This is a genomic window from Vibrio atypicus, from assembly GCF_009811315.1.
Classification (GTDB): domain Bacteria; phylum Pseudomonadota; class Gammaproteobacteria; order Enterobacterales; family Vibrionaceae; genus Vibrio; species Vibrio atypicus.
In genome coordinates, this window is the sequence record NZ_BLID01000001.1 from 648291 (window position 1) to 671232 (window position 22942).

The 22942-nt window shown below is 44.6% G+C and carries 24 protein-coding genes; 19 read left to right on the forward strand and 5 right to left on the reverse strand.

The features are described 5' to 3' along the window. The first annotated feature begins 269 nt into the window (after nt 1-269). The 13 genes from GVO60_RS02920 to GVO60_RS02980 all read left to right on the forward strand — a co-directional run bounded on the left by GVO60_RS02920 (nt 270) and on the right by GVO60_RS02980 (nt 14143). A complete protein-coding gene (locus GVO60_RS02920) occupies nt 270-581 on the forward strand; it encodes an STAS domain-containing protein (RefSeq protein ID WP_159651093.1) in 312 nt (103 codons plus the stop codon). Next, nucleotides 556-915, forward strand: a complete 360-nt coding sequence (locus GVO60_RS02925) for a response regulator (RefSeq protein ID WP_159651094.1) — start codon at nt 556-558, stop codon at nt 913-915. The genes GVO60_RS02920 and GVO60_RS02925 overlap by 26 nt, the downstream gene beginning before the upstream one ends. Nucleotides 916-1008: 93 nt before the next feature. Continuing rightward, complete coding sequence (locus GVO60_RS02930) at nt 1009-3063, forward strand: chemotaxis protein CheA (RefSeq protein WP_159651095.1); 2055 nt, start codon at nt 1009-1011, stop codon at nt 3061-3063. 8 nt (nt 3064-3071) lie between these two features. Then, nucleotides 3072-3629 carry a chemotaxis protein CheW gene (locus GVO60_RS02935; protein ID WP_159651096.1) on the forward strand — a complete coding sequence of 186 codons (558 nt, stop codon included), beginning with the start codon at nt 3072-3074 and terminating at the stop codon, nt 3627-3629. Beyond that, nucleotides 3626-4093, forward strand: coding sequence for a chemotaxis protein CheW (locus tag GVO60_RS02940; RefSeq protein WP_159651097.1), 468 nt, complete (start codon nt 3626-3628; stop codon nt 4091-4093). The genes GVO60_RS02935 and GVO60_RS02940 overlap by 4 nt, the downstream gene beginning before the upstream one ends. A 60-nt stretch (nt 4094-4153) precedes the next feature. Beyond that, complete coding sequence (gene aer2 / locus GVO60_RS02945) at nt 4154-6547, forward strand: aerotaxis transducer Aer2 (protein ID WP_159651098.1); 2394 nt, start codon at nt 4154-4156, stop codon at nt 6545-6547. Further along, nucleotides 6532-7389: a CheR family methyltransferase gene (locus tag GVO60_RS02950; RefSeq protein ID WP_159651099.1), complete on the forward strand. Its 858-nt coding sequence runs from the start codon at nt 6532-6534 to the stop codon at nt 7387-7389. Before aer2 ends, GVO60_RS02950 begins: the two co-directional genes overlap by 16 nt. 7 nt (nt 7390-7396) lie before the next feature. Continuing rightward, nucleotides 7397-8044: a chemotaxis protein CheD gene (locus tag GVO60_RS02955; RefSeq protein WP_159651100.1), complete on the forward strand. Its 648-nt coding sequence runs from the start codon at nt 7397-7399 to the stop codon at nt 8042-8044. Further along, a complete protein-coding gene (locus tag GVO60_RS02960; RefSeq protein WP_159651101.1) occupies nt 8044-9090 on the forward strand; it encodes a protein-glutamate methylesterase/protein-glutamine glutaminase in 1047 nt (348 codons plus the stop codon). Before GVO60_RS02955 ends, GVO60_RS02960 begins: the two co-directional genes overlap by 1 nt. A gap of 28 nt (nt 9091-9118) precedes the next feature. Next, nucleotides 9119-10303: a methyl-accepting chemotaxis protein gene (locus GVO60_RS02965; protein ID WP_159651102.1), complete on the forward strand. Its 1185-nt coding sequence runs from the start codon at nt 9119-9121 to the stop codon at nt 10301-10303. Between the two features lie 29 nt (nt 10304-10332). After that, a complete protein-coding gene (locus GVO60_RS02970) occupies nt 10333-10632 on the forward strand; it encodes an STAS domain-containing protein (protein WP_159651103.1) in 300 nt (99 codons plus the stop codon). Between the two features lie 16 nt (nt 10633-10648). Beyond that, the gene (locus GVO60_RS02975; RefSeq protein WP_159651104.1) at nt 10649-12346 is read left to right on the forward strand and encodes an ATP-binding SpoIIE family protein phosphatase; all 1698 of its coding nucleotides are present in this window, start codon (nt 10649-10651) and stop codon (nt 12344-12346) included. Nucleotides 12347-12469: 123 nt separating this feature from the next. After that, entirely contained in the window at nt 12470-14143 is a 1674-nt protein-coding gene (locus GVO60_RS02980) for a flagellar assembly protein A (RefSeq protein WP_159651105.1), read from the forward strand. On the opposite strand, the gene GVO60_RS02985 is transcribed toward GVO60_RS02980, so the two are convergent. The 5 genes from GVO60_RS02985 to GVO60_RS03005 all read right to left on the reverse strand — a co-directional run bounded on the left by GVO60_RS02985 (nt 14140) and on the right by GVO60_RS03005 (nt 17325). Beyond that, complete coding sequence (locus GVO60_RS02985; RefSeq protein ID WP_159651106.1) at nt 14140-14415, reverse strand: nitrogenase-stabilizing/protective protein NifW; 276 nt, start codon at nt 14413-14415, stop codon at nt 14140-14142. The genes GVO60_RS02980 and GVO60_RS02985 overlap by 4 nt on opposite strands. Nucleotides 14416-14417: 2 nt before the next feature. Continuing rightward, the gene (locus GVO60_RS02990) at nt 14418-14861 is read right to left on the reverse strand and encodes a GNAT family N-acetyltransferase (protein ID WP_159651107.1); all 444 of its coding nucleotides are present in this window, start codon (nt 14859-14861) and stop codon (nt 14418-14420) included. A 7-nt stretch (nt 14862-14868) separates the two neighbouring features. Then, on the reverse strand, nt 14869-15477 hold the full coding sequence (locus GVO60_RS02995; RefSeq protein WP_159651108.1) for a 3'-5' exonuclease: 609 nt from the start codon (nt 15475-15477) through the stop codon (nt 14869-14871). A 25-nt stretch (nt 15478-15502) separates the two neighbouring features. Continuing rightward, entirely contained in the window at nt 15503-16087 is a 585-nt protein-coding gene (locus GVO60_RS03000; RefSeq protein WP_159651109.1) for a TetR/AcrR family transcriptional regulator, read from the reverse strand. 80 nt (nt 16088-16167) lie between these two features. After that, on the reverse strand, nt 16168-17325 hold the full coding sequence (locus tag GVO60_RS03005) for a winged helix-turn-helix domain-containing protein (protein WP_159651110.1): 1158 nt from the start codon (nt 17323-17325) through the stop codon (nt 16168-16170). Between the two features lie 193 nt (nt 17326-17518). Between GVO60_RS03005 and GVO60_RS03010 the strand changes: the two genes are divergently transcribed. The 6 genes from GVO60_RS03010 to GVO60_RS03035 all read left to right on the forward strand — a co-directional run bounded on the left by GVO60_RS03010 (nt 17519) and on the right by GVO60_RS03035 (nt 22830). After that, nucleotides 17519-18121 (forward strand): DedA family protein, encoded by a 603-nt coding sequence (locus GVO60_RS03010; protein WP_159651111.1) that lies wholly within the window; start codon nt 17519-17521, stop codon nt 18119-18121. Then, nucleotides 18105-19235 carry a D-alanine--D-alanine ligase gene (locus GVO60_RS03015; protein ID WP_159651112.1) on the forward strand — a complete coding sequence of 377 codons (1131 nt, stop codon included), beginning with the start codon at nt 18105-18107 and terminating at the stop codon, nt 19233-19235. The genes GVO60_RS03010 and GVO60_RS03015 overlap by 17 nt, the downstream gene beginning before the upstream one ends. Before the next feature lie 24 nt (nt 19236-19259). Then, nucleotides 19260-19808: a protein kinase family protein gene (locus GVO60_RS03020; RefSeq protein ID WP_159651113.1), complete on the forward strand. Its 549-nt coding sequence runs from the start codon at nt 19260-19262 to the stop codon at nt 19806-19808. A 3-nt stretch (nt 19809-19811) separates the two neighbouring features. Beyond that, a complete protein-coding gene (locus GVO60_RS03025; RefSeq protein WP_159651114.1) occupies nt 19812-20558 on the forward strand; it encodes an NRDE family protein in 747 nt (248 codons plus the stop codon). Beyond that, complete coding sequence (locus GVO60_RS03030; RefSeq protein WP_159651115.1) at nt 20555-20995, forward strand: YHS domain-containing (seleno)protein; 441 nt, start codon at nt 20555-20557, stop codon at nt 20993-20995. Before GVO60_RS03025 ends, GVO60_RS03030 begins: the two co-directional genes overlap by 4 nt. A gap of 89 nt (nt 20996-21084) precedes the next feature. Next, the gene (locus GVO60_RS03035; protein ID WP_159651116.1) at nt 21085-22830 is read left to right on the forward strand and encodes a bifunctional lysophospholipid acyltransferase family protein/GNAT family N-acetyltransferase; all 1746 of its coding nucleotides are present in this window, start codon (nt 21085-21087) and stop codon (nt 22828-22830) included. Nucleotides 22831-22942: the final 112 nt, after the last annotated feature.

Consider the following 22942-nt stretch of genomic DNA (forward strand, 5'->3'; position numbering starts at 1 on the left):
AGCGAGCTAGCAGTTTACACTGTAAATTAAACTAATTGCTTTAATCACTAATCTGTCATTTCAATTATTATTGAGCCGCATTTTTAAATTGTTCAGCGGCTCTAAGCCATTAATAACACGTAGATATCTCTTCTTAAACTACAACCTTGTCACTATATCTCATTCTATTTTTGTAGTTCACGGTTTGCTAAATAGTCATTTCTTCCTACACTCATTTTTAAGCAACAAGATTTATATTGGCTAGAAATAATAAGAAGTGAAGGTCTAACATGGAATGTTCATTACCTGAATCGCTTGATATATCGACTGTCCTTGATTCCGCTACACATTACAAACAATGGTTAGCACAAGAAGACCGCATTCAAATTGATGCAACATCGGTGTCGAGAGTGGATGCCGCTGGCTTGCAAGTTCTTGCCTCTCTTTTTCTTTCAGCCAAAAAACATCAGATCAATATTCAATTAGTTCAACCGACTCAAGTGCTACTTGAAGCCATAACAACCTTAGGGCTAAGAGAGCAGATCGAATGGAATTGTGACTTTGGAGAAGAGTGCTATGACAAAAATTCTAGCTGTGGATGATTCCGTTTCAATCCGCCAAATGGTGAGCCACACCTTACGTGATGCAGGTTATGACGTAGAAACGGCCAATGATGGAAGAGACGCATTGAGCAAGATTACCGGAACAAAGTTTGATGTCGTTATTTCTGACGTCAATATGCCAAATATGGGTGGGTTTGAATTGGTTAAAGCTCTACGTGAAAAACCACAATATAAGTTTATTCCAATACTCATGCTAACGACTGAGACAAGCACAGACAAAAAACAACAAGGTAAATCGGCTGGAGCAACGGGGTGGCTAGTTAAACCGTTCAATCCAGATACGCTACTAAAAACATTGAAACGCGTAGTATGAATTAAGCAATAGCGGCTCGGATCAGTGCTAACTGATACCGGATAATAAAAACAATTTGCTATTCGCTAACAACGTCACTGGTAAGGAAGAGTTATGGCTTTAGACATGGAACAGTTGCGTAAAATGTTTTACGAGGAGTGTCGTGAAAACCTTGAAGTGCTTGAAGATGTTCTACTCAACTTAGATCCTAACCAAATAGATGAAGAATCGATTAATACGATTTTTCGCGCTGCGCATTCGATTAAAGGTGGTGCCGCCACGTTCAACTTGCTCGACATCAGTGAGTTTACCCATCACGTCGAAGCTTACTTAGATTTGGTTAGAAATGGAGAACGAACCTTAACAGCTGAAACTATCGACCTGCTACTGAAAAGCGGTGATTGCATCACTAGCATGCTAGAAAGTTACGAGTCAGATAGTGAAGTGAATAAGTCACTGTTAGCTGAGGTTGTTGAAGCTCTTCATCAATTACTTGGCGTTGCGCCTACGGATAGTGAATCTAACACAACAGAGCCATCACAGGCTGAGCCTATCGCAGAACAACCATCAGATTGGTCTGTCTCGTTTATTCCTCATCAAGAAATATTTTTTAGTGGTAATGACCCTCTGAGAATTCTACGTGAACTCAAAGAGCTCGACCTCAACAGTAAGATTACCGCACAACTGACTAAGCTACCTGATATTGATGACATAGAAGCGGAGCTTTGCTACATCAGTTGGCATGCGACCCTTAGTGGGGATATTTCAGAAAAGGCGATTCGTGAAATATTTGAATGGGTTGAAGATGAGTGTGATTTGTTCGTCGAACAGGCTTCAAATGCAAACCAGATAGATCGTATTGATGAGGCAGTAGAAGCTGAGTCAACCACGTCTCAAACACTAACAACCGTAGATAAACATCCACCAGCAAAATTCAATAAGGTCGCTAAAGCGGAATCTAGCGTTAGCTCTATTCGGGTTGATATCGATAAAGTCGATAGTCTCATTAATTTGGTTGGTGAGCTGGTCATCACCCAATCTATGCTGACGGAAATCGGCCATGACTTCACCATAGATAAGTTGGAAAAACTGAAAGCAGGGTTAGACCAACTTCTTCAAAACAGTAAAGACCTTCAAGAAAACGTACTTAATATTCGCATGCTACCGATGAGTTTTGCCTTTAGCCGCTTCCCTCGTTTAGTTCGAGATTTATCTGGTCGCTTAGAGAAACAAGTTGATCTGCAAATACAAGGCGAACAAACCGAACTCGATAAAACAGTGCTAGAACGTATTGTTGACCCGCTCGTTCACTTGGTTAGAAATGGCATCGACCATGGTATTGAAAGCCCCGCTCAGCGGTTAGAAAGTGGAAAACCTGAAATGGGGGTCATTGAACTCAATGCGTACCATCAAGGTGGTTCGATAGTCATTGAAATCAGTGACGACGGCGCAGGGTTAAATTGCGACAAGCTATGGAATAAAGCTGTTGAAAAGGGGGTACTTGAATCGGATGTGCGCAGGGAAGAGTACGCTGAAAAGCAGATCATGAACCTTATCTTTGCTCCGGGTTTTTCCACCGCCGAAGAAGTCTCAGATATTTCTGGGCGAGGGGTAGGGATGGATGTGGTACGCAGAAACATTGAAGAGTTGGGCGGGCACATCGAAGTCGACTCTAAGTTAGGGGAAGGAAGCCGGTTTACCATCAGCCTACCACTCACATTAGCGATTCTTGATGGGCAGCTAGTTAAAGTTGCTGGTGAAGTGTATGTCATTCCTTTGCTGACGATTGTGGAATCGATTCAAATAGATTCCAGTTGCATCAAAATTGCTTCAGGCGGCATTGAGCTCTATCGCCTAAGAGATGAAAACATCCCGATCTTACGTCTACAAGAAGAACTTGAAATGGGCCGCAGTGGTTCGTTAGATGGCCGAATTTTATGTTTTGTCGAAGCGGCCGGAAATCGAGTTGGATTGTTGATTGATGAGTTACTTGATCAACAACAGGTCGTGATTAAGAGCCTTGAATCTAACTACAGCAAAGTCACGGGTATTTCTGGTGCCACTATTTTAGGAGATGGTTCGGTATCACTCATTCTTGATATTCAGGGGCTAATTACAGGATTTTTAAGTCGTGCGCCTGATAGCACGCATAAAGGATTGGCGGCTTAGGGGGGCAAATGGAACAGCAATCGGAAGTGGTCAACGGCAATTTTAGCGACTCATCGAAAAAAAATATTGAGCTACAAGCTCAGAGTTTGCTGCAAAACGTGAATGAAGAAGTGAGTGAGAGTGCCGACTTTTTAAGTTTTGAACTTGCTAGCGAATTATATGGCGTCGAAATCAAAGATGTTGAAGAGATTCGAGTATGGGAAAAACCGACTCCAATTCCTCGCGCTCCTAAGTATGTATTGGGTGTCATCAATCTAAGAGGAATGATTGTTCCTGTGATTGATCTTCGCGCGCGTTTCAACGTGGGGCGTTGCGAATACTTACCTACCACAGTCGTAATTGTGCTGCGTTTTTCAGGGGAGGAAAGTGAAAGGCTTATGGGGCTTGTAGTAGATGCGGTCAGTGATGTGATAAGCCAAGGAGACAATGAGCTTTATCCTCCCGTCGGTGACTCCGAGGTTACCTCTTATTTACAAGGTTTGATCAATGTGGGTGAGCATGTGATGTCGCTGCTCGACACCGAAGAGCTTCTCAATATAGAACGAATTTTAAGGACAGCAGCATGATGCTAACGGAAGAGTTTCTAAGCTTTGTCATTGCAGACGATGAATACGGAGTCCCAATCCTTGATGTTCGCGAAGTAAGAGGCTGGAGCCCGGTTCGAGAAATCCCTAATTCGCCAGACTACATGAAGGGCGTATTAGAAATTCGAGGAGAATATGTACCCATCGTCGATCTGAGAATGCGTTTTGGTTTGGCACCTGCAGTTGTTGGTGCGACTACGGTTGTTATTGTTCTTAACGACGCAGAAAAACAACCATTAGGCATTATTGTTGATGGTGTATCCGAAGTGTATCCATTGAGTGAGGAGCAAATTAAACCGCCACCTCATGTATCAGCAGATATCGACCATAGTTATGTTCGAGGTATTGCTTCGGTGCCTGCCGGGCATCTAATCCTCATTCATTTAGAAGCGCTGTTTGATGTATCGCAGCTCGTCGCACCCAATCAAGAAGAAAGTTGGGTATAGCACCAAAAAATTTATTCGCTTGTTATTACACGTCAGTACGGAACCAATGAGAGGTAGCTCATGGCATTTTGGAATAGGAAATCAGAGACGGTCACGGCATTTGAAGCGCCAACACAGGACACGTTGACACAAGAATTTGAACAAGAAGATGAAGGAATATCAAAAGAGCAGCTCCTTTCGGCTTTGAATGCAGCGCAAACAGCATTGATGATGATTGATCGTGATTTCAATATTACTTACATCAACAAAAAATCGATTGAGTTGCTGAAACAGCATGAAGCGCTATTTCAGTCCGTATGGCCAAACTTTCGAGCAACGGAAGAATTTCTAATGGGGTACTGCATTGATGGTTTTCATGTCAATCCGGCTCATCAACGCCAGTTGTTATCAACCCCCGCGAATCTACCTTATACCACTAATATTACCGTTAAAGATGTCAAGATAGAGCTGAATGTCGGTGCCATTATTGATGCTCAAGGGCAATACGTCGGCAATACCCTTGAGTGGAAAGACGTGACTGAAGCGATCAAGACCGAGAATAATATTACTCGGCTTCAGGCTGCCGTTGATCAAGCGCAGACTGCAATGGTGATGATTGATCGTGATTTCTTGATTACTTACGTCAACAAAGAAACCGTTTCGTTATTCGCAAAACATGAAGCGACACTGCGCTCTGTTTGGTCGGGTTTTTCTGCGAGCGAAGAGTGGCTGATAGGGCGATGTATTGATGAGTTCCACCGAAATCCTGCCCATCAACGTAAGCTACTGGCGGATCAATCGAATTTGCCTTACAGCACCGATATTACGATTGGCGATCTGAAGATCGAACTGAATGTCGCGGCTATCAATGATGCTCAAGGTAATTACATCGGCAATACCCTTGAGTGGCGAGATGTGACCCATGAACGCGCGAAAGAAGAAGAAATTGGTCGACTGGCTTCTGCCGTGGAAGGCATGACAACCAATCTGATGATGGCAAATAAAGACGGCATTATTACCTATCTCAATCCCTCTTTGAGCACGCTACTGAAAAGCCGAGAACGGGATCTTCAAGATGTTTTACCAGGATTCGATGCGAGTAATTTGATCGGCAAGAATATAGATGTATTCCATAAGAATCCAAGCCACCAGCGTAACATCATCGCAAATCCAGATAGGCTGCCATTTTCCAATAACATTGCCGTCGGCTCGCTTGAGTTTAACTTAACCTGTATTGCGATGCGTGACAGCCAAGGAAACTACATTGGTCCTGCACTTCAATGGGTTGATATTACCGAGCAACAAGATGGTCAGCGACAAGTCGAAGCACTCATTCAACGAGCCATTAATGGTGAGCTTAGTGAGCGTATTGATACCAGCGCCTACAATGGATTTATGAAAGAGCTTGGGGATGGGATCAACAACTTGCTAGATACCATGGTAACGCCACTAGGCCAATGTATCGATGTGATGAGCCAAGTCGCAGATGGCGATTTGAACAGTACGATGTCTGATGACAACCAAGGTGAATTTGGTCGTCTATCGGATGCGGTGAATACCTCGATTGTAAATCTACGCAATATGGTCGAGAAGATCACTCACTCATCTGCTCGGGTTGCTACAGCATCGACAGAAATTGCTGAAGGGAACAATGATCTAAGCCAGCGTGTCGAGGCACAAGCGTCGAACCTTGAAGAAACCGCTGCAAGTATGGAGCAAATGACAGCGACCGTTCGTCTTAACGCCGACAATGCTAAAGGTGCAAATGATTTAGCGGATGATGCGAGTAAGAAAGCCAGCAAAGGTGGAGAGGTTGTTGGTCATGTCGTTTCTGCGATGTCTGAAATCAACTCCGCAAGTAAGAAAATTGCTGACATTATCGGTGTGATTGATGAAATTGCATTCCAAACTAATTTGCTTGCACTCAACGCAGCCGTAGAAGCTGCAAGGGCGGGAGAACAAGGGCGAGGATTTGCTGTGGTCGCGGGTGAGGTTCGCAATCTTGCTCAACGTAGTGCCGCCGCGGCTAAAGAAATCAAAGGTCTTATTAAAGACAGTGTTGAGAAAGTCGACGAAGGTTCAAGACTGGTCGATGAATCAGGGGAAACCTTGAATGAAATTGTTGAGGCTGTAGCGAAAGTGAGTGATTTGATTGCTCAAATTGCTTCTTCAAGTCTAGAGCAATCAACGGGCATCGATGAAATCAATCGAGCAGTAGCAACCATGGACGAAATGACGCAGCAAAACGCTTCATTGGTGGAAGAAACGTCGGCTGCAAGCCAATCTCTGAGGGATGAAGGCAAAGAACTACTGAATCTTATGAACTTCTTTGCGACGGACAGTAATGTCACGACGTTTAGTTCTAAAGGGCAGCAAGCACCATCAAAGGGCGTAGTCCGAGATATTCGAGCGCCAAAAGTTGCGAACTCAAGTTTTAAGCTTGATGGGGATGGAGACGAATGGGAAGAGTTCTAGCTCAAGCTGAGCCCGTAATGCCAGACAACCAGGAATTTGAACTAACAGATAAAGATTTCAAATTTATTCAATGGTTTATGCACAAGCATGCTGGCATTTATTTCTCAGATCGTAAGAGAACCATGGTCTACGGGCGCATTAGTCGTCAACTGAGGAGACTAGGTTTACAGCGGTTTTCTGAGTATCGGCAGTGTATTGAGCAAGACAGCCATGAACAAGCGCGTTTTATTAACTGCTTAACGACGAACAAGACTCAGTTCTTCCGCGAGTATCACCACTTCGAATTTTTGGAAAAAGTCCTTATTTCAGAGTGGCAACAGCAAAAGAACCGCCGGATCAATATTTGGTCCGCGGGCTGCTCGACGGGAGAAGAGCCATACAGTTTTGCGTCTTCTTTGCATCATGCGCATGCGTTTGAGCTATTTGATTATGTGAATATAACCGCGACAGATCTTGATACCAAGGTATTGGAGACGGCAAAGCAAGGGATATATAGCGATGAAGCGATTGATGCGATTCCAGTTAAATATCTAAAACCTTGTTTTGTGAAAGGGGTCGGGGCTCAACAAGGAAAGATCAAAATACGCCATGGATTGCAAAACCAAATCCAGTTTCAGCAATTGAACTTGCTTCAAGCTTGGCCTTTTGAACATGAATTTGATTTGATCTCTTGCCGTAATGTCATGATTTATTTTGATAAAAAGACCCAAACAGAGTTGATAGAGCGTTTCTATCAGCAGTTAAAACCTAATGGAGTGTTGTTTATTGGCCACTCTGAAAGTATGCCAGGGCACTTAAACCTCTTTCATCATTTAGGTCACACCATATATGTAAAAAAATAGGTTCATTATGATTGCGGTAAGAGAGCACCAACCAAGGCATAAAAACAGCCACTTTAATCGTTTTTATCATCCTCAAAAGGAAAAACACATCATTAAAGTTCTTCCTGGTGGGCTCTATTGCACCCAAAACAAAGATGAAATCATTGCAACCGGTTTAGGCTCATGCATTGCCGCTTGCGCATGGGATGATGATGTAGGTGTGGGTGGGATGAACCATTTTTTACTGCCGTTTGATAACCCTAATCAAGTAAAGAGTTGGCAACCCAATTCACTTGTTTCAACCGCATCACGTTACGGGACACATGCCATGGAAATGTTGCTGAACTCCTTGATTGACCGCGGTGCAAGTCGAGAAAACCTTCAATTTAAATTGTTTGGTGGAGCTCAAATGTTGGGGCGTAGCTCAATGATTGGTGAAAAGAACGTGGTTTTTGTTCTGAATTACGCAGAGCAAGAACACTTAAAGATTGTTGCCCAAGACCTTGGGGGCTTAGAGCCAAGGAAAGTGATGTTTGACCCATTAACTGGAAAAGCGTGGCTTAAGCGAATTCCATTTACCGAAGTTCATCACTTACAGCACCAAGAAGAAAAATACGCCAGTCAGTTGGATAAAGAGAGTCATCGGAAACATGATGATGATGTGGAGCTATTCTAATGAAAAAGATCAAAGTACTTGTTGTCGATGATTCTCCTGTCTTTAGGGCATTGCTAGAACAGTTGATCAGCTCAGATCCGGATCTTGAAGTGATCGCCACTGCTGAAGATCCTTATCAAGCACGAGAGATGATCAAATTACATAATCCTGACGTGATCACGCTAGATGTTGAAATGCCAAAAATGAATGGGGTTCAGTTTCTTAAGAATCTAATGCGTTTACGCCCAATGCCAGTGATCATGATTTCGACGTTAACTCAGCACGGGACGGACGCGACACTTGCGGCATTAGAGTATGGTGCTATCGACTATTTCCCCAAACCCTCGGTCGATTGTACCGCAGAGATGGTGAACTATAAGTCTCAGATCAACGAGAAAATTAAGATAGCCGCAGGCGCAAACGTCAATCAGTCGAGGACATCAAAAAGTGAAGAGAAAGTCGGAGCGATTTCCGTTCCTGAGAAAACCCATGTTGAATTGATCGCGATAGGTGCATCAACGGGCGGAACGGAAGCCGTCAAGCAAGTGCTGTCGGCTTTACCCGCGGGATTGCCGCCGATCATTATCACCCAGCATATCAGTGCCATGTTCTCTGGTTCATTTGCTCAGCGCCTAGATGATAGCTCAGCGATTACCGTTAAAGAACTGGGTGTAAATCGTGCGCCTTTGGTCAATGGCTGCGCTTATTTAGCACCCGGAGATAAACATTTAGTGGTGGTAAAAAGAGGGGCTCATCTTTACTGCCAATTGGATGATAGACCAGCTGTAAATCGACATAAACCATCGGTGGATGTCATGTTTGATACGGTATCAGAAACCGTTGGTAGTAAAGCGATTGGCGTTCTTCTTACCGGTATGGGTCAGGATGGTGCACGTGGAATGCTCGGAATGAAAGAGAAAGGCGCGAACACTATCGCCCAAGATCAAGCTTCGTCGGTGGTCTGGGGGATGCCTCGTGTCGCAGTCGAGCTTAACGCCGCTCAGTCGGTGGTGTCATTGAATAAAGTCCCAGAACAGATTTGTCATTATTTAAGTGCCAGTAAATAACGGATGGCGGATGAGCAAGGAATGCACTATGAATAAAAAACGTATTTCCATCAAACCTAGATACTTTGTCGCCGTTGTCTTTCAAGTGATACTGCTTAGTTACGCCGTTAGCCAAGCATCCACCGTAATGATGGTGATCTCGATGATTACGGCTGCTGCAATCCCTTGGTTTGTCTTTCCTCGTGGCGTTGTCCCGATTGATATAGAGCCGGAACTTGAAGAGCCGAAGGTGCATGATAAACCAGTCGAGAGCGAGTCGTTTCAATCCGCCTCTCATGAGATAGGCCCACTGTTGCAAAAAATCGCGACTCAATTACACGAACCGTTGGATCATCAACGAAGTGTGGTGGATGAGTCTGTTGAGACACTGAATGAAAGCTATTTTGAATTACAGAAACTCGCGCAAGGGCAAAGTCAGATCACCACTGAATTGGTCGATAACTTATTGGGCCAAAATGATAGCGAGACTGACATCAGTCAAGTCTTGCCAAAAACAGAAGCTATCATCCGAAACTTTGTTGATACCTTAGTTAACGTCTCAGAGAAGAGTATTTCTGCGGTTCATAGTATTCACGATATGTCAGATAAGTTGGATGCGGTATTTAAATTGTTGGAGCAAGTGAGAGGCCTATCGGAACAGACCAATTTACTTGCTCTAAATGCGGCGATAGAAGCGGCGCGTGCTGGTGATGCCGGCCGAGGATTTGCCGTGGTGGCACAAGAGGTGCGTAACTTATCGGTGAAAGCATCGGATTTGAACAGCCAAATAGAGCAAGAGATCAACATCGCGCAAAGAACGGTACGTGAAGCCAATAAAACCGTTGGTGAAATGGCATCGATTGATATGACAGAGGCGATCGAGTCAAAAGAAAAAGTCGATGACATGCTTAGAGGTGTTCAACGCGTCAATATCTCAATTGAACATGAAGTGCAGAAAATCAGTGAGAGTGGCGAGAAACTTCATGTCCAAGTGGATAACGGTATTCGAGCACTGCAATTTGCAGACATCATTGTTCAGCAAGGGGATTACGCTAAGCAGACAGTGGCTTATTTGAATGAAATCTCTAGGGCGTGTGAACAATGGGTTGATGATGGTTTAGATAATGCGAGCTTTATACAAACTATTGCCGACTTATCACAACAGATTCATGACCGCGAAGGCCCGGCAGCTTCTCAATCCAGTATAGAGGAAGGAGAAGTGGAGCTTTTCTAACGACTTAACGCATGGCTAAGGAATCAAATATGACAGTAGAAGCACAAGTTGACTCGGGTTCTCGACACATCACTATCTTAATAGAAGGAGCATTTGGCTTTAATTTGGTACAGGACTTTCGTCGCTGTTACTCCGATAAAAGAGATTACCGATACACAATTGATTTAAGGAAGGTGGACTATATCGATAGTGCGGGCTTGGGAATGCTGCTCAATATGCACAGTTATTTAGAGCAAGACGATGGCATGATTCGCATAACGAATACCTTGCCACAGGTTCGTAAGATATTAACTATCTCCAGGTTCGATAAGAAGTTCTCGATAGAGTAGAACTCAAGGAGCGGCTATGCATGTAATGATAGTGGATGATCATGCGACGAATCGCGAGTTGTGTCGATTCATGCTTGGTCACCTTGCGCAGCAAGTTACGGTGTTTGAAAACGGTCAAGGTGTGGTTCAGGCAATGGAGCGTATGGAGTCGTTGCCCGATATTATCCTGCTTGATGTGATGATGCCGATTAAAGATGGTTTTACAACAGCAAAAGAGATCCGTGAAGCGTTTCCTAAGCTTCATATTCCTATCATATTCCTGACGGTTTTAGATGATCACGCCTCGTTTGAGCGTTGTTTGAATTACGGTGACGATTTTATTCTCAAACCGGTAGAGCGCAGTATCTTATTAGCAAAGGTACAAGCGCACTACCGTATTGTTCGTATGCACAATGAAGTGACCACTCAACGAGACGAATTGCGTCAGTTTCACGAACAAGTGCGTTATGACTATGCGATTGCCGAGTCCATTTTTTCCAACTTAATGGAAGAGATGAGCTCTCAGGTTAAAAATATCTATGGTATCAATTACATTTCTACACCCTCGACGGTCTTTAATGGTGATCTGATTGTTGTGGCAAATCGCCCTCATGGTGGTGTTTATGTCATGATTGCAGACGCCACAGGGCATGGATTACCCGCCGCCATTTCGGCTATTCCCGCGACAAGGGCGTTTTTTTCTATGGCAGCGAAAGGGATGTCGCTTGGAGAAATTGTCACAGAAGTAAATGACGCATTAGTACGTTTCTTGCCTATGGGAATGATGCTGGCTGCTAGCGTATTTGAAATTCGAGCTAATGGATTTGAAGTTTCTTGGTGGGGAGGTGGGTTACCTGACGGTTACTTAATGAATCCGGATGGAACGATAGAGCGCCGTTTAGTTTCTCGTCATATGCCTTTAGGTGTGTTGAAGCAGCGGGAATTTGAGACTGATTTAGTACACATGAAGCTCGAACCCGATCAGCAAATCATTTGCTATACCGACGGAGTTATAGAGGCGTGTAATCGAGATGGTGAACAGTTTGGCCCTGAGCGTTTAGAAGAAGCGCTGGCCAGTAAAAAGCCAATCATTCCAATTTTATATGAATCGGTCAGAAAGTTTGCTCATAAAACCGTGGGCGATGACCTTTCCATTTTGTCGATGAAGTTTCCAATTTCTAACTCTCATGATCCTATTTACGGGATGAACCAGACTAATCTAAGCAAAATGCCAATGAGTTCAACGTTGAACTTTCCTGCTAGCGTATTGAAAAACATCAATATCATGATAGAGATTAGGCAGTTTTTGACGGGCATTTTATTCAATGGTGCTCATCTTGATCTCGTTTGCTCTGTTTTATCTGAGTTATTTGCCAATGCAATTGAGCATGGATTACTGGATTTAGATTCGTCGATAAAAGAGCAGTCAGATGGGTTCTTTTTATTCTATCAAATGCGTGAAGAGCGGCTGAAACAGCTCGATGAGAAAGCTTGGATAAAACTAACGATAGATTATCACCCAGATGAAGAACAATTGATCATGGTGTTGGAGCACAATGGTAAAGGTTTTGACTATCAGCACTCAGTCAATGTTGATGATGAATCTCTTAGTTATGGGCGCGGGATCCTTCTAACACGTGAGCTCTGTCGTTCATTAGAGTATTCAAAAAAAGGCTGCTGCGTAACGGCCGTTTATGCACTAAATGATGAGCATCACTTTCCATCGTCGGCTTAAAAGATTTACAGTGTAAAAAGCTTGTATAAAGTGACCTACGCTCTAATTTGTCACACTTGTGATACAGCTAGGCGAGTAAATTGCATACACTCAAAGGTAGGTAGTTTTGTAGGCTGATTGTACATGTGGGATAAATTTGTTGCTTTATCTGAAGATAATCGAGCGGTGATTGCTAAGCTGTCACCGGAGATTACGGTTGATAAAAATTTTGAAACTCGTGGGCTGGATGAAGCGCTGGCGGCAATCGGTGCTGCGGAATTTTGTTTGTTAGATGAAAGTGTCACGCGCTTTATTAACTTAGCTAAAGAGAGCAGCGGAGAGGCCTATTCCGGTGTTGTAATCGCTGAAGTTCGTGATGCGACAGTCGAAGTAGTTCTTTCCGAACATGACATGTTAGCCAGCATGGTCGTTACCGGTGCCTACAAAGGAAAGCCACTCAAGGGGCCGCAGATTGTTCAAGCGTTGGCCCAATCTCGCGTCACTAAGGGCATCAATAAATTGGCACTTAAAAAAGTGTTGATTATGAGCCATCAACTTAAAGCTGGTGAAACCTATTCTCAACCAGTCGCAAAAGGCAAAGATCCCATTCAAGGCCAAGATGCTAAGTTTATTGCTCTGGTCGAAGACCCATCGAAGCAAGTTTTAGCGCCAAAAGAAGAGAATGGCAAAGTGGATATGCTCAATTTGGGCGAAACCATTAATGTCTCTGAAAATGACCCTTTAATGAAACGTGTACCGGCTACTAAAGGTGAACCTGGCATGACGGTTCAAGGCCGTATTATTCCGCCGAAGCCTGGTAAAGATGCTGTCTTAAAAGAAGGGACAGGCTCTGCCGTTTCCCCTCAGAATCCCAATTTATTGATCGCGACTGTGTCGGGCATGCCGGTCATTAAGGAGCGTGGCGTTGAAGTGACGGACGCGCTTTGTTTGCCGACAATCGGTGTCGCAACTGGTCACGTTAAGTTTAAAGGCAATGTTGTCGTTCTTGGTGATATTGAATCTGATATGGTGGTGAGAGCGACTGGCAGTGTGACCGTTGGAGGCTTTATTGAATCGGCAGATGTTCAAGCGCAAGGTGACATCCAAGTAGCAAAAGGCATTATCGGACATAACGTTTCGGAAGGTGAGCCGCGCAGTTGTATCGTTAAGTCAGGCGGTACTATCAGCGCCAACTATGCTCAGTTCTGCGAACTTCAAGCTGGTGGCGATATTCATCTCAATGTTCACTGCATGAATAGCGAAGTTCGTTGCGCTCACGATCTCGTGATTGTCGATGCAGCAGAAAAGCACGGCACATTAAGTGGTGGGCACACTAAAGTGGGTGGCAAGATTACCTGCGTTGAGCTCGGTGTTGAAGGGGACACGATTACTATGGTTGAAGCGTTTGCTCGCTTCCAAATGTATCGAGATCGCCAAACAAAGTTAAAAGAGCAATACACCCAAGCTCAAGAAGGGACCATGAATGTGGTGCGTAAAGAGCTGGAGTTTAAGAAAACGCCGAAAGCAGAACGTACGCCAGAACAAGAGATAGAGCTGGAAAAGCTTAAACAAGAGTCCAATGCACAACTTGAGAAAGCCAAGCTAGCCAAAGAAACTAATGAACAAGAGTTGGCGGTCGGGCTTGAAGAGAGCACGGTTGAAGTAAAAGGTAAATTGTACACGCACGTTACGGTCCAATACGGAGATGAAAAAGTGACGACAAAGCGGACTCATGGCCCAAGCATATTCACATTCAATCAGTATGAGATAAAGCTAACCTCAATGTTTGAAGATGAGGATTTAGAACAAGAAGCTTAACGGCGTTGGCATGTCGTACAGCCGCGACATGCCGAGCGCGTATGTTTGTCTAACTGGCTGCGCTGAATCTTACAGTAGGCATTTTTCAGTGCCCGTCTTGCCGCAAACCAATCTTCCGGTTTTTCCAAAATTAGATAGCCATTGAACCGTTTGACCAATTCGGTTCGATGCTTATTAATAAATTTACTATCGAAGCCTATCTCAAAGTAATCCAATGCCTGCTCTATCGAGGTGAAGCTAGCGATTTTTTGTAGGATATCTGTTTGGCTCATACTCAACGAGCCTTTCTGATCATATGGATAAATTGAGTATCTTGAGAGGTTATCGAAAAGCCAAATCGTTGATAGAGCGAACCGACGCGGTTACCTTGCAAGTAACAGAGTTTAATGGGCAGATTCAATTGCTCAGCTTGTTGCACCACTGCGTTCATCACTTGGCTACCAATCCCTTGACCGTGGAATTCCGGCAGCAAGAAAAATCGGCCAAAGTAGAGGTGATCGCAATGGTGTTGAATCAAATAGCTGCCAACCGCCTTGCCATCTAGCTCAATGATAGTGGGTTGATCCTGCTGCCACTCTTCTTGATGGATCTGTTTTTGAATGCTCTCATCCCAACCAAAAACAGCTTTAATCGCGTCGAATTCTGCGGCTTTCTTTAGCTGGTAAAGAAAATCAAAATCGGCTTGATTGGCTGGTCGCGTAGTATAGTGATTTGGCATTTCTACCTCACTGAGAAGCAAGTAGCTTTTCGACTGCGGCTTTGCTGGTTTTGCCGATTTTTTGCATAAGAGCAAAGCTTGGTAAATCTATGCCTCGCTGCTCTAAGTCGCTCACCATAAGCATCCATAGTTTTGCCGTCATTTGTGCATCGGCCAACGCTCGGTGAAACACACCATCATTATCTATGTTCATGTGACGAACCAAATCACCTAGCTTATGGCTTGGCGCTTGTTGGTTAAGACGTCGAGAGACTAATAATGAGCAGGCGAACTCGCCACTGTAATTGGCATTGATACGCTCAAGCTCGTCATCAAGGAAACGTTTATCGAAAGAAGCGTTATGTGCGACGAGGTTTTCGCCTTGAATAAACTCGGCGAACTCGGCCATCACTTCTTCACAGCAAGGAGCGTGGGTGAGCATATTATTTGTGATACCGGTGTAGCTTTCAATGAATGAACTGACTCGAAAGCCGGGATTCATGAGCTGTTGAAAGGTATCAACGACTTCGCCGTCGACGAGTTTGACTGCACCAATTTCGATTGCTCGATCACCCATGTTTGGTGATAAGCCTGTCGTCTCGAAGTCGAGTACGATCACAGAGTTCGCAGAAGGCATTTATGTTCCTAGAAGTGGCTAGAGGCTAAAACGGGTGGTGATTAAATACGTCTTCGATCATTTCTTCAAGTGGTGTGTCACTATTATTTGCTTTTGCGTAGGTTCGTAAGCCAGAAATCTGAACTTGCACATACCTTGCTAAAATCGCGGGATCTTTCTCTTTGCTCACTTCGCCTTCCGCTTGAGCCTCTGCGATGACGCGAGCAAACTCTTGTTCCATTCTCTGAAAACAACGTTTTGCCTCGGCAAGCAACTCTGCTTGTTCGTCTGTTAACTCTGCAATGCTTTTCGCTAGCATACACATGCCGTTAGGAGCGTCGACTTGAGAGGTGATCACAACTTGCTTCATAAACAGTTTTAAAGCGCTGAGTGGTGAATTTGTTTCAGCTTGGCAGTTTGCTAAATGCTCAATGCCGCTGCGAGTATAGTTATGTAGGCTCTCTTTAAATAGCCCATCTTTACTACCAAACGCCGCGTAAATACTGCCTGGTCGCATGTCGATCACATCTTGCAAATTACGCATTGATGTACCGTGAAACCCTTTTTGCCAATATAAATTAGTGGCTTTATTGATGACCTGTTCGCGGTCGAATTTTGCTGCTTTTCCCACTTTGAATCACTCTAAATATCTCTTGAACGTCAGTTCAAATTATAGAAGTGGTTCGTTGTAGGGTAAAGAGGTAAATGTGATTAGTTTGGATTGTCTGATATACGCTGGATCGCAAATTTCTCACATCCATTAAATTGGCTAAAAGCGTGTAATTCTTCTTCCAGAGCCGTTAAGAATGCACTTCGCTCTGTTAGTGAAGACTCTAAGCATAAGTGCAATACATTGAGGATTGAGGCATTTTTATCGACTTTACAGTCTGCGCGAGCGACCAGTTTCCCACCCCAAATAATCGGCAAAGAGAAATAACCATACTGGCGTTTTGCTTCTGGTACATAGCACTCAATAAGATAATTAAACTTGAAGATGGCGTTGGTTCGCTTTCGTTGAATGAGTAGGTTATCGAAAGGAGAGAGGATTTTGACTTGCTTGCGGTTGAGGCGTTTTTCTAACTGTTGCAAAGCTTGGCAAGAGGCGATGTATTGTTCACCGCCAATCGTGACATTTTCAATCCTACCTATAGCGAGCAATTCAGCTATCGCTTGTTGAACATGGGCTTTGACATCTTTGAGTTGATATATGATCTCGCTGACGGTGCCAAAGCCGTGTGCTTTAAGGTAGTTCATAACCAAAAACTGGCCCAGCTCTTGTTCACAAGGCATTGAGCGATCAACATCAGAGGGTAAGACGCGAGAAGTCAGGTCATAGACTTTATGAAAGCCCCGTCGCTCAGAGATCATCAAATCACCCTGCATGTAGAGGTTTTCAAGAGCGCGTTTGGTTGGTTTGCTGTGCCAGCCATCCGTTTTATGGTTGGCCGATTCAAAGTCTTTGGCCATTAGCGGCCCTTCATCATCAATTCGCTGTAAAACGCTGGCCATCAATGCTTTATCTTGGCAGTACCAATGGCGCTGTGTTCCCGATTTAATTGCTGCCTTTCTTGGCAAGCTAAAGCGGTAATTACTCATCGGTAAATAGGCAGCTGCGTGAGACCAGTATTCGAACACTTTTTTATCTGCAACCAACTTATCTAATAGTTCCGGGCGATAACTTGGGTTGCGACTCCACAAGGTATGATGATGGGCCCGCTGCACCACAGATATCGTATCAATCTGGATATAACCCAATTGCTCAAAGGTGGCTAGGGCTTTGTCGTAAGCAGTGCCTTTGGTGATTCCGCTAGGTAGAGCTTGTGAGAGTAGTGCCAGCTTTTGTGCTTGAGCTAATGTCAGAGATTGCATGGTGCTCTTAACTTCCTTGTTAACGTTAATTTTTATCCTTACACGGCAATTGGTTAGGTTCAAGTGACAAACAAATATTCTCATTGGTGAAATTTTTATCGTTTTTTCTCTATCTCTATATTCACGATGTATGAAAGTGCGGCGAATTACACAAGCAGTGTATGGGGCTTTTTAGGGTGGTAAAGGACGATTTATGATGGAACTAGCGGTGACAGTTGAAACTTGGTTGTTTCAAGGTGATGTCTCCATCGCAATGTTATTTATTGGCGTTATCCTGCTTTCTTACTTGCTTGAAGATTTGGCTATTGTTACGGCGGCTACCTTGGCTGTCGAACAGGTTATGCCGACAAGCCTAGCTTTAATGGCGATTTTTATCGGTATTAGTAGTGGTGATTTTGGTTTGTATTTCCTTGGTAAAGCGGCGCAGCGATTTCGTTTTTTGCGTTATCGCTTGTTCCGCTATCAACGAGCAAGACAAATGAAACGCCAACTGCACCGAAGAGCATTTGCCACTCTTTTTATCGTCCGCTTTATTCCGGGGCTCAGAACGGTGGGTTTTACGCTCAGCGGGTTTCTTGATGTCGCCAAAACTCAATTTTTTATTGCCGTATTGACCGCAACAGGCCTGTGGACTGCGTTGGTCTTTGGCTCATTTTTTCAAATTGGCAGTGCGCAGTGGCTTCAACAAACCCAACACGGTTGGTTACTCATTCCGGTGGGTTTATGCCTGATGTGGTTGCTGAATAAATTCATTACAAAAACAGTGTTAAGGGGAGCGTATGACGCAGCTCGCTAACGTTGAGATGATCCCACAAGGAAAAGTGAATGCTGGAATGCCAGTGCTTCGTGAACCTAAACGAGTTATCTCGCCGTTTGAATTTTTACCTGCTTGGTTTTTTTATACGCCAGTCGTTGTTCAAAGCGCAGCATTGAGTCTGTTTCATCGGGATTGGGCATTGCCTTTGATCGCCAATCCAGCCATTAAACTGAGTGGCATGGTGGGTGAATCTAAGCATGATATTTTCACCTCTGCTGGTCCGCATACTAATGGTTGGATCTTACCCTTCATCACGCTCACTAAGCCCAGCGATGGGACAGAAATGAGCTTTGAGTCGGTGAAAGTGCGTTTGCAAGATGCTGGTCTTGGCTATCCGCTGGTGGCGAAACCTGATTTAGGTTGTCGTGGCGTCGGGGTGAAATTAATTCAATCGGAGCTGCAATTGCACGACTACATTGAAACGTTTCCATCATCGGGCCGTTTTTTGCTGCAAGAAAAGTCGCCGTATAGCGCAGAAGCTGGTGTGTTTTATGTCAGGCAACCGGGTGAGGCGCGCGGAAAAATCATCTCCATCACATTGAAATACTCGCCTCGTGTTATTGGCGATGGCAAGTCGACGTTACGACAGTTAATAGAAAACTGCCCTCGCGCAGGCAAATTGCAGCATTTGTACCTTCCTCGTCATATCGATCAGCTAGATGCGGTGATCCCAGCTCAGGATGAGTTCCAATTGGCGTTTGCGGGGAGTCATTCCCGTGGCGCGATTTTCCGTGATGGTAACCAATTTATCACTCAGCAGCTTGAGCAAAAGTTAGATGAAGTACTGGGTGAGTTTTCAGGCTTTCACTATGGTCGCTTAGATATCAAGTTTCGCGATATTCAATCTCTGATGACAGGGGAGCATTTCGATATTTTGGAGATTAATGGTGCCAGCAGTGAAGCCGCCCATATCTGGGATAGTGATACTCCGTTAAGCCATATCTTTTCTACGCTGCTTAAGCAATATCGTTTGCTGTACCAAATTGGAGCCAAGCATAAAAAGCAAGGTCATAACTCGCCAACCTTAGGCTCACTGCTAAGTGCATGGCGAGAAGAAAAATTACTGACACAGCAATATCCGATGACCGATTAATGCGCTAATTAGGAAGACGTTAAAATGACAAAAACTCTTACTCGTGTTGTACCCACAGCGCAAACTCAAACTTCACAAGCGGTGGTTGGTTGTATTGAAACCTTAAACCAAGGTTATGAATTTTTAGATAATTTACAGCCAGAGGATTACGTCTATATTGCTCAACCACATGTCAGTAGCTCGATTGGTGAGCACTTTCGCCATTGGCTTGATCTGTTTCATGCCATTCGACTCGATCCAAGCCGAATTGACTACAACGTTCGTCGTCGCGGCCATCAGGTCGAGCGCAGCTTAGAAGTGGCAAAGCAAGAAATTACCGAGCTGATTGAATGGTTGTTTGAACTGCCCAACAGTGAACTTCACCAAGTGGTGGCGGTGGAAACGGAAGTGATGCTTTCACAAACTCATGTTGAAGAGGTTTCATCGACATTTGTACGAGAGCTGACTTTTGCTGCACTACACGCGACGCACCACTTTGCGATGGCGAAAGTGGTGGCATCAATTCGAGGCGTGGAATCGGACAGTCGTTTTGGCGTTGCACCTACGACCGCGACTTATCAAAGGGCTCAGTAGCGTATGTGTACATTATCTTGGGTTTATCACGGCAATAGTCACTATGAAGTCTATTTCAACCGTGATGAGCAGCGCTCGCGTTTACCTGCGATTGAGCCGCAAAGCTTACTGATTGATGAAGTGCATTGTGTCATGCCCATCGACCCTGTGGGTGGTGGCAGTTGGTTGGTAACCAATGAGTTTGGCGTGACCGTCTGCTTGCTGAACTTCTATCAAGGAAAGGTGCCAAGTGGGGATTTGGTTAGCCGAGGCCAAATCATCAAGCGCCTAGCGAGCAGCCGTTCTAGTCAGGCTGTTGATAGTCGATTGTTAGCCATGGATCTAAGTGTCTTCGCGCCGTTTACTGTGGTGTCGTTTGATACCCGACGCTCTGCCAATGAGACGGTGCTATGGACTTGGGATGGCAACCAGCTCAATCGCTCTCATGCCAGTGCACCTTTGGTTTCTGCGGCGCTTCATTTTGAGCAAGCTCGTCAATATCGATTGGGTCTGTTCAATCAGCTGGTGACAAGCATACCGAACCACGAGATTGGCCATCGATTCCATCAAAGCTTCGACGAAGCGCACCCTAATCTTTCGCCTTTAATGGTGAGAAATGACGCGCGAACGGTAAGTTTTACCTCAGTCATCGTGTCTCCTACTAAACAAGAGATGAATTACAAGTCTATCGATGACCAACGTAACGTTGATTTTCAAACCACGGTGAGCTGCATGAGAACAGATGTCGTGGAACAAGGAGTTTTTAAATGAAAAAGTTATTTGCCCTATTTATTACCTTGCTAATGAGCTTGCCCGTTTTTGCTGAAGATGAAATCTATACCGGCTTTTTCAGCAACAAGGCTTTGGATGGCTACGATACGGTTGCCTACTTTACACAAGGAAAGCCAGTTGAAGGCGATAGCCAGTGGCAGGTGAAATACAAAGGCGCGGATTGGTATTTCTCGTCGCAAGAAAACCTAGATAAGTTTAATGCCGATCCTAACCGTTACGCTCCGCAATATGGCGGCTACTGCGCTTGGGCAATCTCAGAGAAGAATGACTTTGCTTCTGCAGATCCAAAACAGTGGGCAATCGTCGATGGCAAGCTCTACCTCAACTACAACGCTGAGGTGAAAGAGTGGTGGGATCAAGACCGCACAGGGCATATTTCTGCTGCGGATAAAAACTGGCCAAATCTGATCAAATAACAAGGAATCACTGATGAAGTGTCGCCTTTCAAACTTGATACAGGGGGGTAATAACCTGCTCTTCTGCGCATTTATCAAAGGAGTTCAGTATGATTGATAGCCCTTTTCGTTTACCTCGTAAAACCCCGTTTGGTATTGGTGAGTCGATTGTTGAATGGGCGACAGGCCTATCCACTCTTGATAGCCTTTATCGACAAGATGCGCTTCCCGAAGATAGTTTCGAATTCATGCAGGAGACGCTCGCTCGCATTGGTACTCAGTATCAAGTGGATCATGGTTCGATTGATAATGTACCGAGCGAAGGCTCGACGTTAATTGTGGCTAACCATCCATTTGGCGGTATTGAAGGGATTATTCTCGCCTCATTGGTTTCTAAAGTGCGCAAAGATGTCAAAGTGCTGGCAAATGAACTACTTAAGCGTATTCCAGAGCTCGATGAGCTGTTTATAGGTGTGAATGTGTTTGGTGGAGAGCAAGCTAGGCGCACCAATCGCCGCGCCATCAAACAGGCCAATCAGCATCTTAAAGAAGGCGGCGTGTTGATCATCTTCCCGGCTGGTGAAGTATCTACCTGGCAAGCTCACGAGAATAAGATCACTGATAATGTCTGGAGTCAGTCGGTGGCGAAGTTTGTTAAACAGGCAGAAGCCACCACAGTACCGATTTTCATTAACGGTATGAACAGCAAATTGTTCTATCAGGCAGGTCGTATTCATCCACTGCTTAGAACGGCGTTATTGGGTAGAGAGCTACTGAATAAATCGGGTGAGACTATTTCTGTTTCCGTTGGTAATCCGATTCCTTATAACGAGATAAAAGACTTCAGTAGCGAGCAAGAGATCACCCAATATTTCCGCCTCAATACCTACTTAATGGGCAGTGTGGCAAGTGAGCAAGCCGTGATCGAACAGAGCGATACACTCGCACCGATCATTGATCCTGTTGCGGTTGATGTTTTGGAACGTGAGTTGGCTGGCTTGGGTGAGTACCAGTTATTGCAACAAGGTGATTTTGAGGTTTACTGCGTACCAACGCCAGCAATGCCGAACATGATGCGAGAAATTGGCCGCGTTCGTGAAGTTAGTTTTCGAGAAGTGGGTGAGGGCAGCGGTCTAAGTTGCGATCTTGATAAGTTCGATCCTCATTATCATCAGCTGTTTGTTTGGAATCGAACTAACCGTGACTTAGTCGGCGCTTATAGGCTTGGGCTTGTCGATGAGTTGATAGCAAAAGGCGGATTGGATGCGCTCTATTCCACGAGCTTATTCAATTATGATGAAGCGTTTATCGGCACCTTAGGCCAGTCTATAGAACTAGGACGCTCGGTGGTCGCGCCTGCATATCAACGTAACATGCATTCTCTATTGTTATTGTGGAAAGGGATTGCTCGCTTTGTTGAAAGTAACCCTAAATATACTCATTTGTTTGGCCCCGTTAGCATCAGCAATGACTACAGCCCAGTAGCTCGGCAGCTGATTGCGTCAGTGATGTCTGTTCATTACTACGATGATGAGAAAGCCAAGCTGGTCACACCCACTACGCCGTTAGAGAAAAGCGGCCAAGAATTTTGGCGACCGGATATGCTTAGCTCATTATCAAAACTCCCTTTGCTGTCCAAAGTGCTTAGTCGCTTAGAGCAAGGTATGGGGCTCCCCGTGTTGCTAAGACAATACCTAGGCATGAACGGTAAACTGGTCTGTTTTAACGTTGATCCTGCATTTAACTTCGCGCTAGATGGGTTGATTGTGGTTGATCTCACCTCTGTGCCTGCGCGAACTTTGGGTAAATACATGGGGCGTGAAGAAGCGCAGCGCTATCTAGATTCTCACCTCTGACAACGTGACTTAACGCTAATCAAAGCCGCTGATTTAGGCGGCTTTGAGTTTTTTAATCCAACGTTATCTTTCATAGATTTATTTCGAATCAATCAGAAGCATTCGAGCTATC

Coding starts and splice junctions, on each gene's coding strand:
- GVO60_RS02920 (WP_159651093.1), top strand. CDS start 270: ATGGAATGTTCATTACCTGAATCGCTTGATATATCGACTGTCCTTGAT.
- GVO60_RS02925 (WP_159651094.1), top strand. CDS start 556: ATGACAAAAATTCTAGCTGTGGATGATTCCGTTTCAATCCGCCAAATG.
- GVO60_RS02930 (WP_159651095.1), top strand. CDS start 1,009: ATGGCTTTAGACATGGAACAGTTGCGTAAAATGTTTTACGAGGAGTGT.
- GVO60_RS02935 (WP_159651096.1), top strand. CDS start 3,072: ATGGAACAGCAATCGGAAGTGGTCAACGGCAATTTTAGCGACTCATCG.
- GVO60_RS02940 (WP_159651097.1), top strand. CDS start 3,626: ATGATGCTAACGGAAGAGTTTCTAAGCTTTGTCATTGCAGACGATGAA.
- aer2 (WP_159651098.1), top strand. CDS start 4,154: ATGGCATTTTGGAATAGGAAATCAGAGACGGTCACGGCATTTGAAGCG.
- GVO60_RS02950 (WP_159651099.1), top strand. CDS start 6,532: ATGGGAAGAGTTCTAGCTCAAGCTGAGCCCGTAATGCCAGACAACCAG.
- GVO60_RS02955 (WP_159651100.1), top strand. CDS start 7,397: ATGATTGCGGTAAGAGAGCACCAACCAAGGCATAAAAACAGCCACTTT.
- GVO60_RS02960 (WP_159651101.1), top strand. CDS start 8,044: ATGAAAAAGATCAAAGTACTTGTTGTCGATGATTCTCCTGTCTTTAGG.
- GVO60_RS02965 (WP_159651102.1), top strand. CDS start 9,119: ATGAATAAAAAACGTATTTCCATCAAACCTAGATACTTTGTCGCCGTT.
- GVO60_RS02970 (WP_159651103.1), top strand. CDS start 10,333: ATGACAGTAGAAGCACAAGTTGACTCGGGTTCTCGACACATCACTATC.
- GVO60_RS02975 (WP_159651104.1), top strand. CDS start 10,649: ATGCATGTAATGATAGTGGATGATCATGCGACGAATCGCGAGTTGTGT.
- GVO60_RS02980 (WP_159651105.1), top strand. CDS start 12,470: ATGTGGGATAAATTTGTTGCTTTATCTGAAGATAATCGAGCGGTGATT.
- GVO60_RS02985 (WP_159651106.1), bottom strand. CDS start 14,415: ATGAGCCAAACAGATATCCTACAAAAAATCGCTAGCTTCACCTCGATA.
- GVO60_RS02990 (WP_159651107.1), bottom strand. CDS start 14,861: ATGCCAAATCACTATACTACGCGACCAGCCAATCAAGCCGATTTTGAT.
- GVO60_RS02995 (WP_159651108.1), bottom strand. CDS start 15,477: ATGCCTTCTGCGAACTCTGTGATCGTACTCGACTTCGAGACGACAGGC.
- GVO60_RS03005 (WP_159651110.1), bottom strand. CDS start 17,325: ATGCAATCTCTGACATTAGCTCAAGCACAAAAGCTGGCACTACTCTCA.
- GVO60_RS03010 (WP_159651111.1), top strand. CDS start 17,519: ATGATGGAACTAGCGGTGACAGTTGAAACTTGGTTGTTTCAAGGTGAT.
- GVO60_RS03015 (WP_159651112.1), top strand. CDS start 18,105: ATGACGCAGCTCGCTAACGTTGAGATGATCCCACAAGGAAAAGTGAAT.
- GVO60_RS03020 (WP_159651113.1), top strand. CDS start 19,260: ATGACAAAAACTCTTACTCGTGTTGTACCCACAGCGCAAACTCAAACT.
- GVO60_RS03025 (WP_159651114.1), top strand. CDS start 19,812: ATGTGTACATTATCTTGGGTTTATCACGGCAATAGTCACTATGAAGTC.
- GVO60_RS03030 (WP_159651115.1), top strand. CDS start 20,555: ATGAAAAAGTTATTTGCCCTATTTATTACCTTGCTAATGAGCTTGCCC.
- GVO60_RS03035 (WP_159651116.1), top strand. CDS start 21,085: ATGATTGATAGCCCTTTTCGTTTACCTCGTAAAACCCCGTTTGGTATT.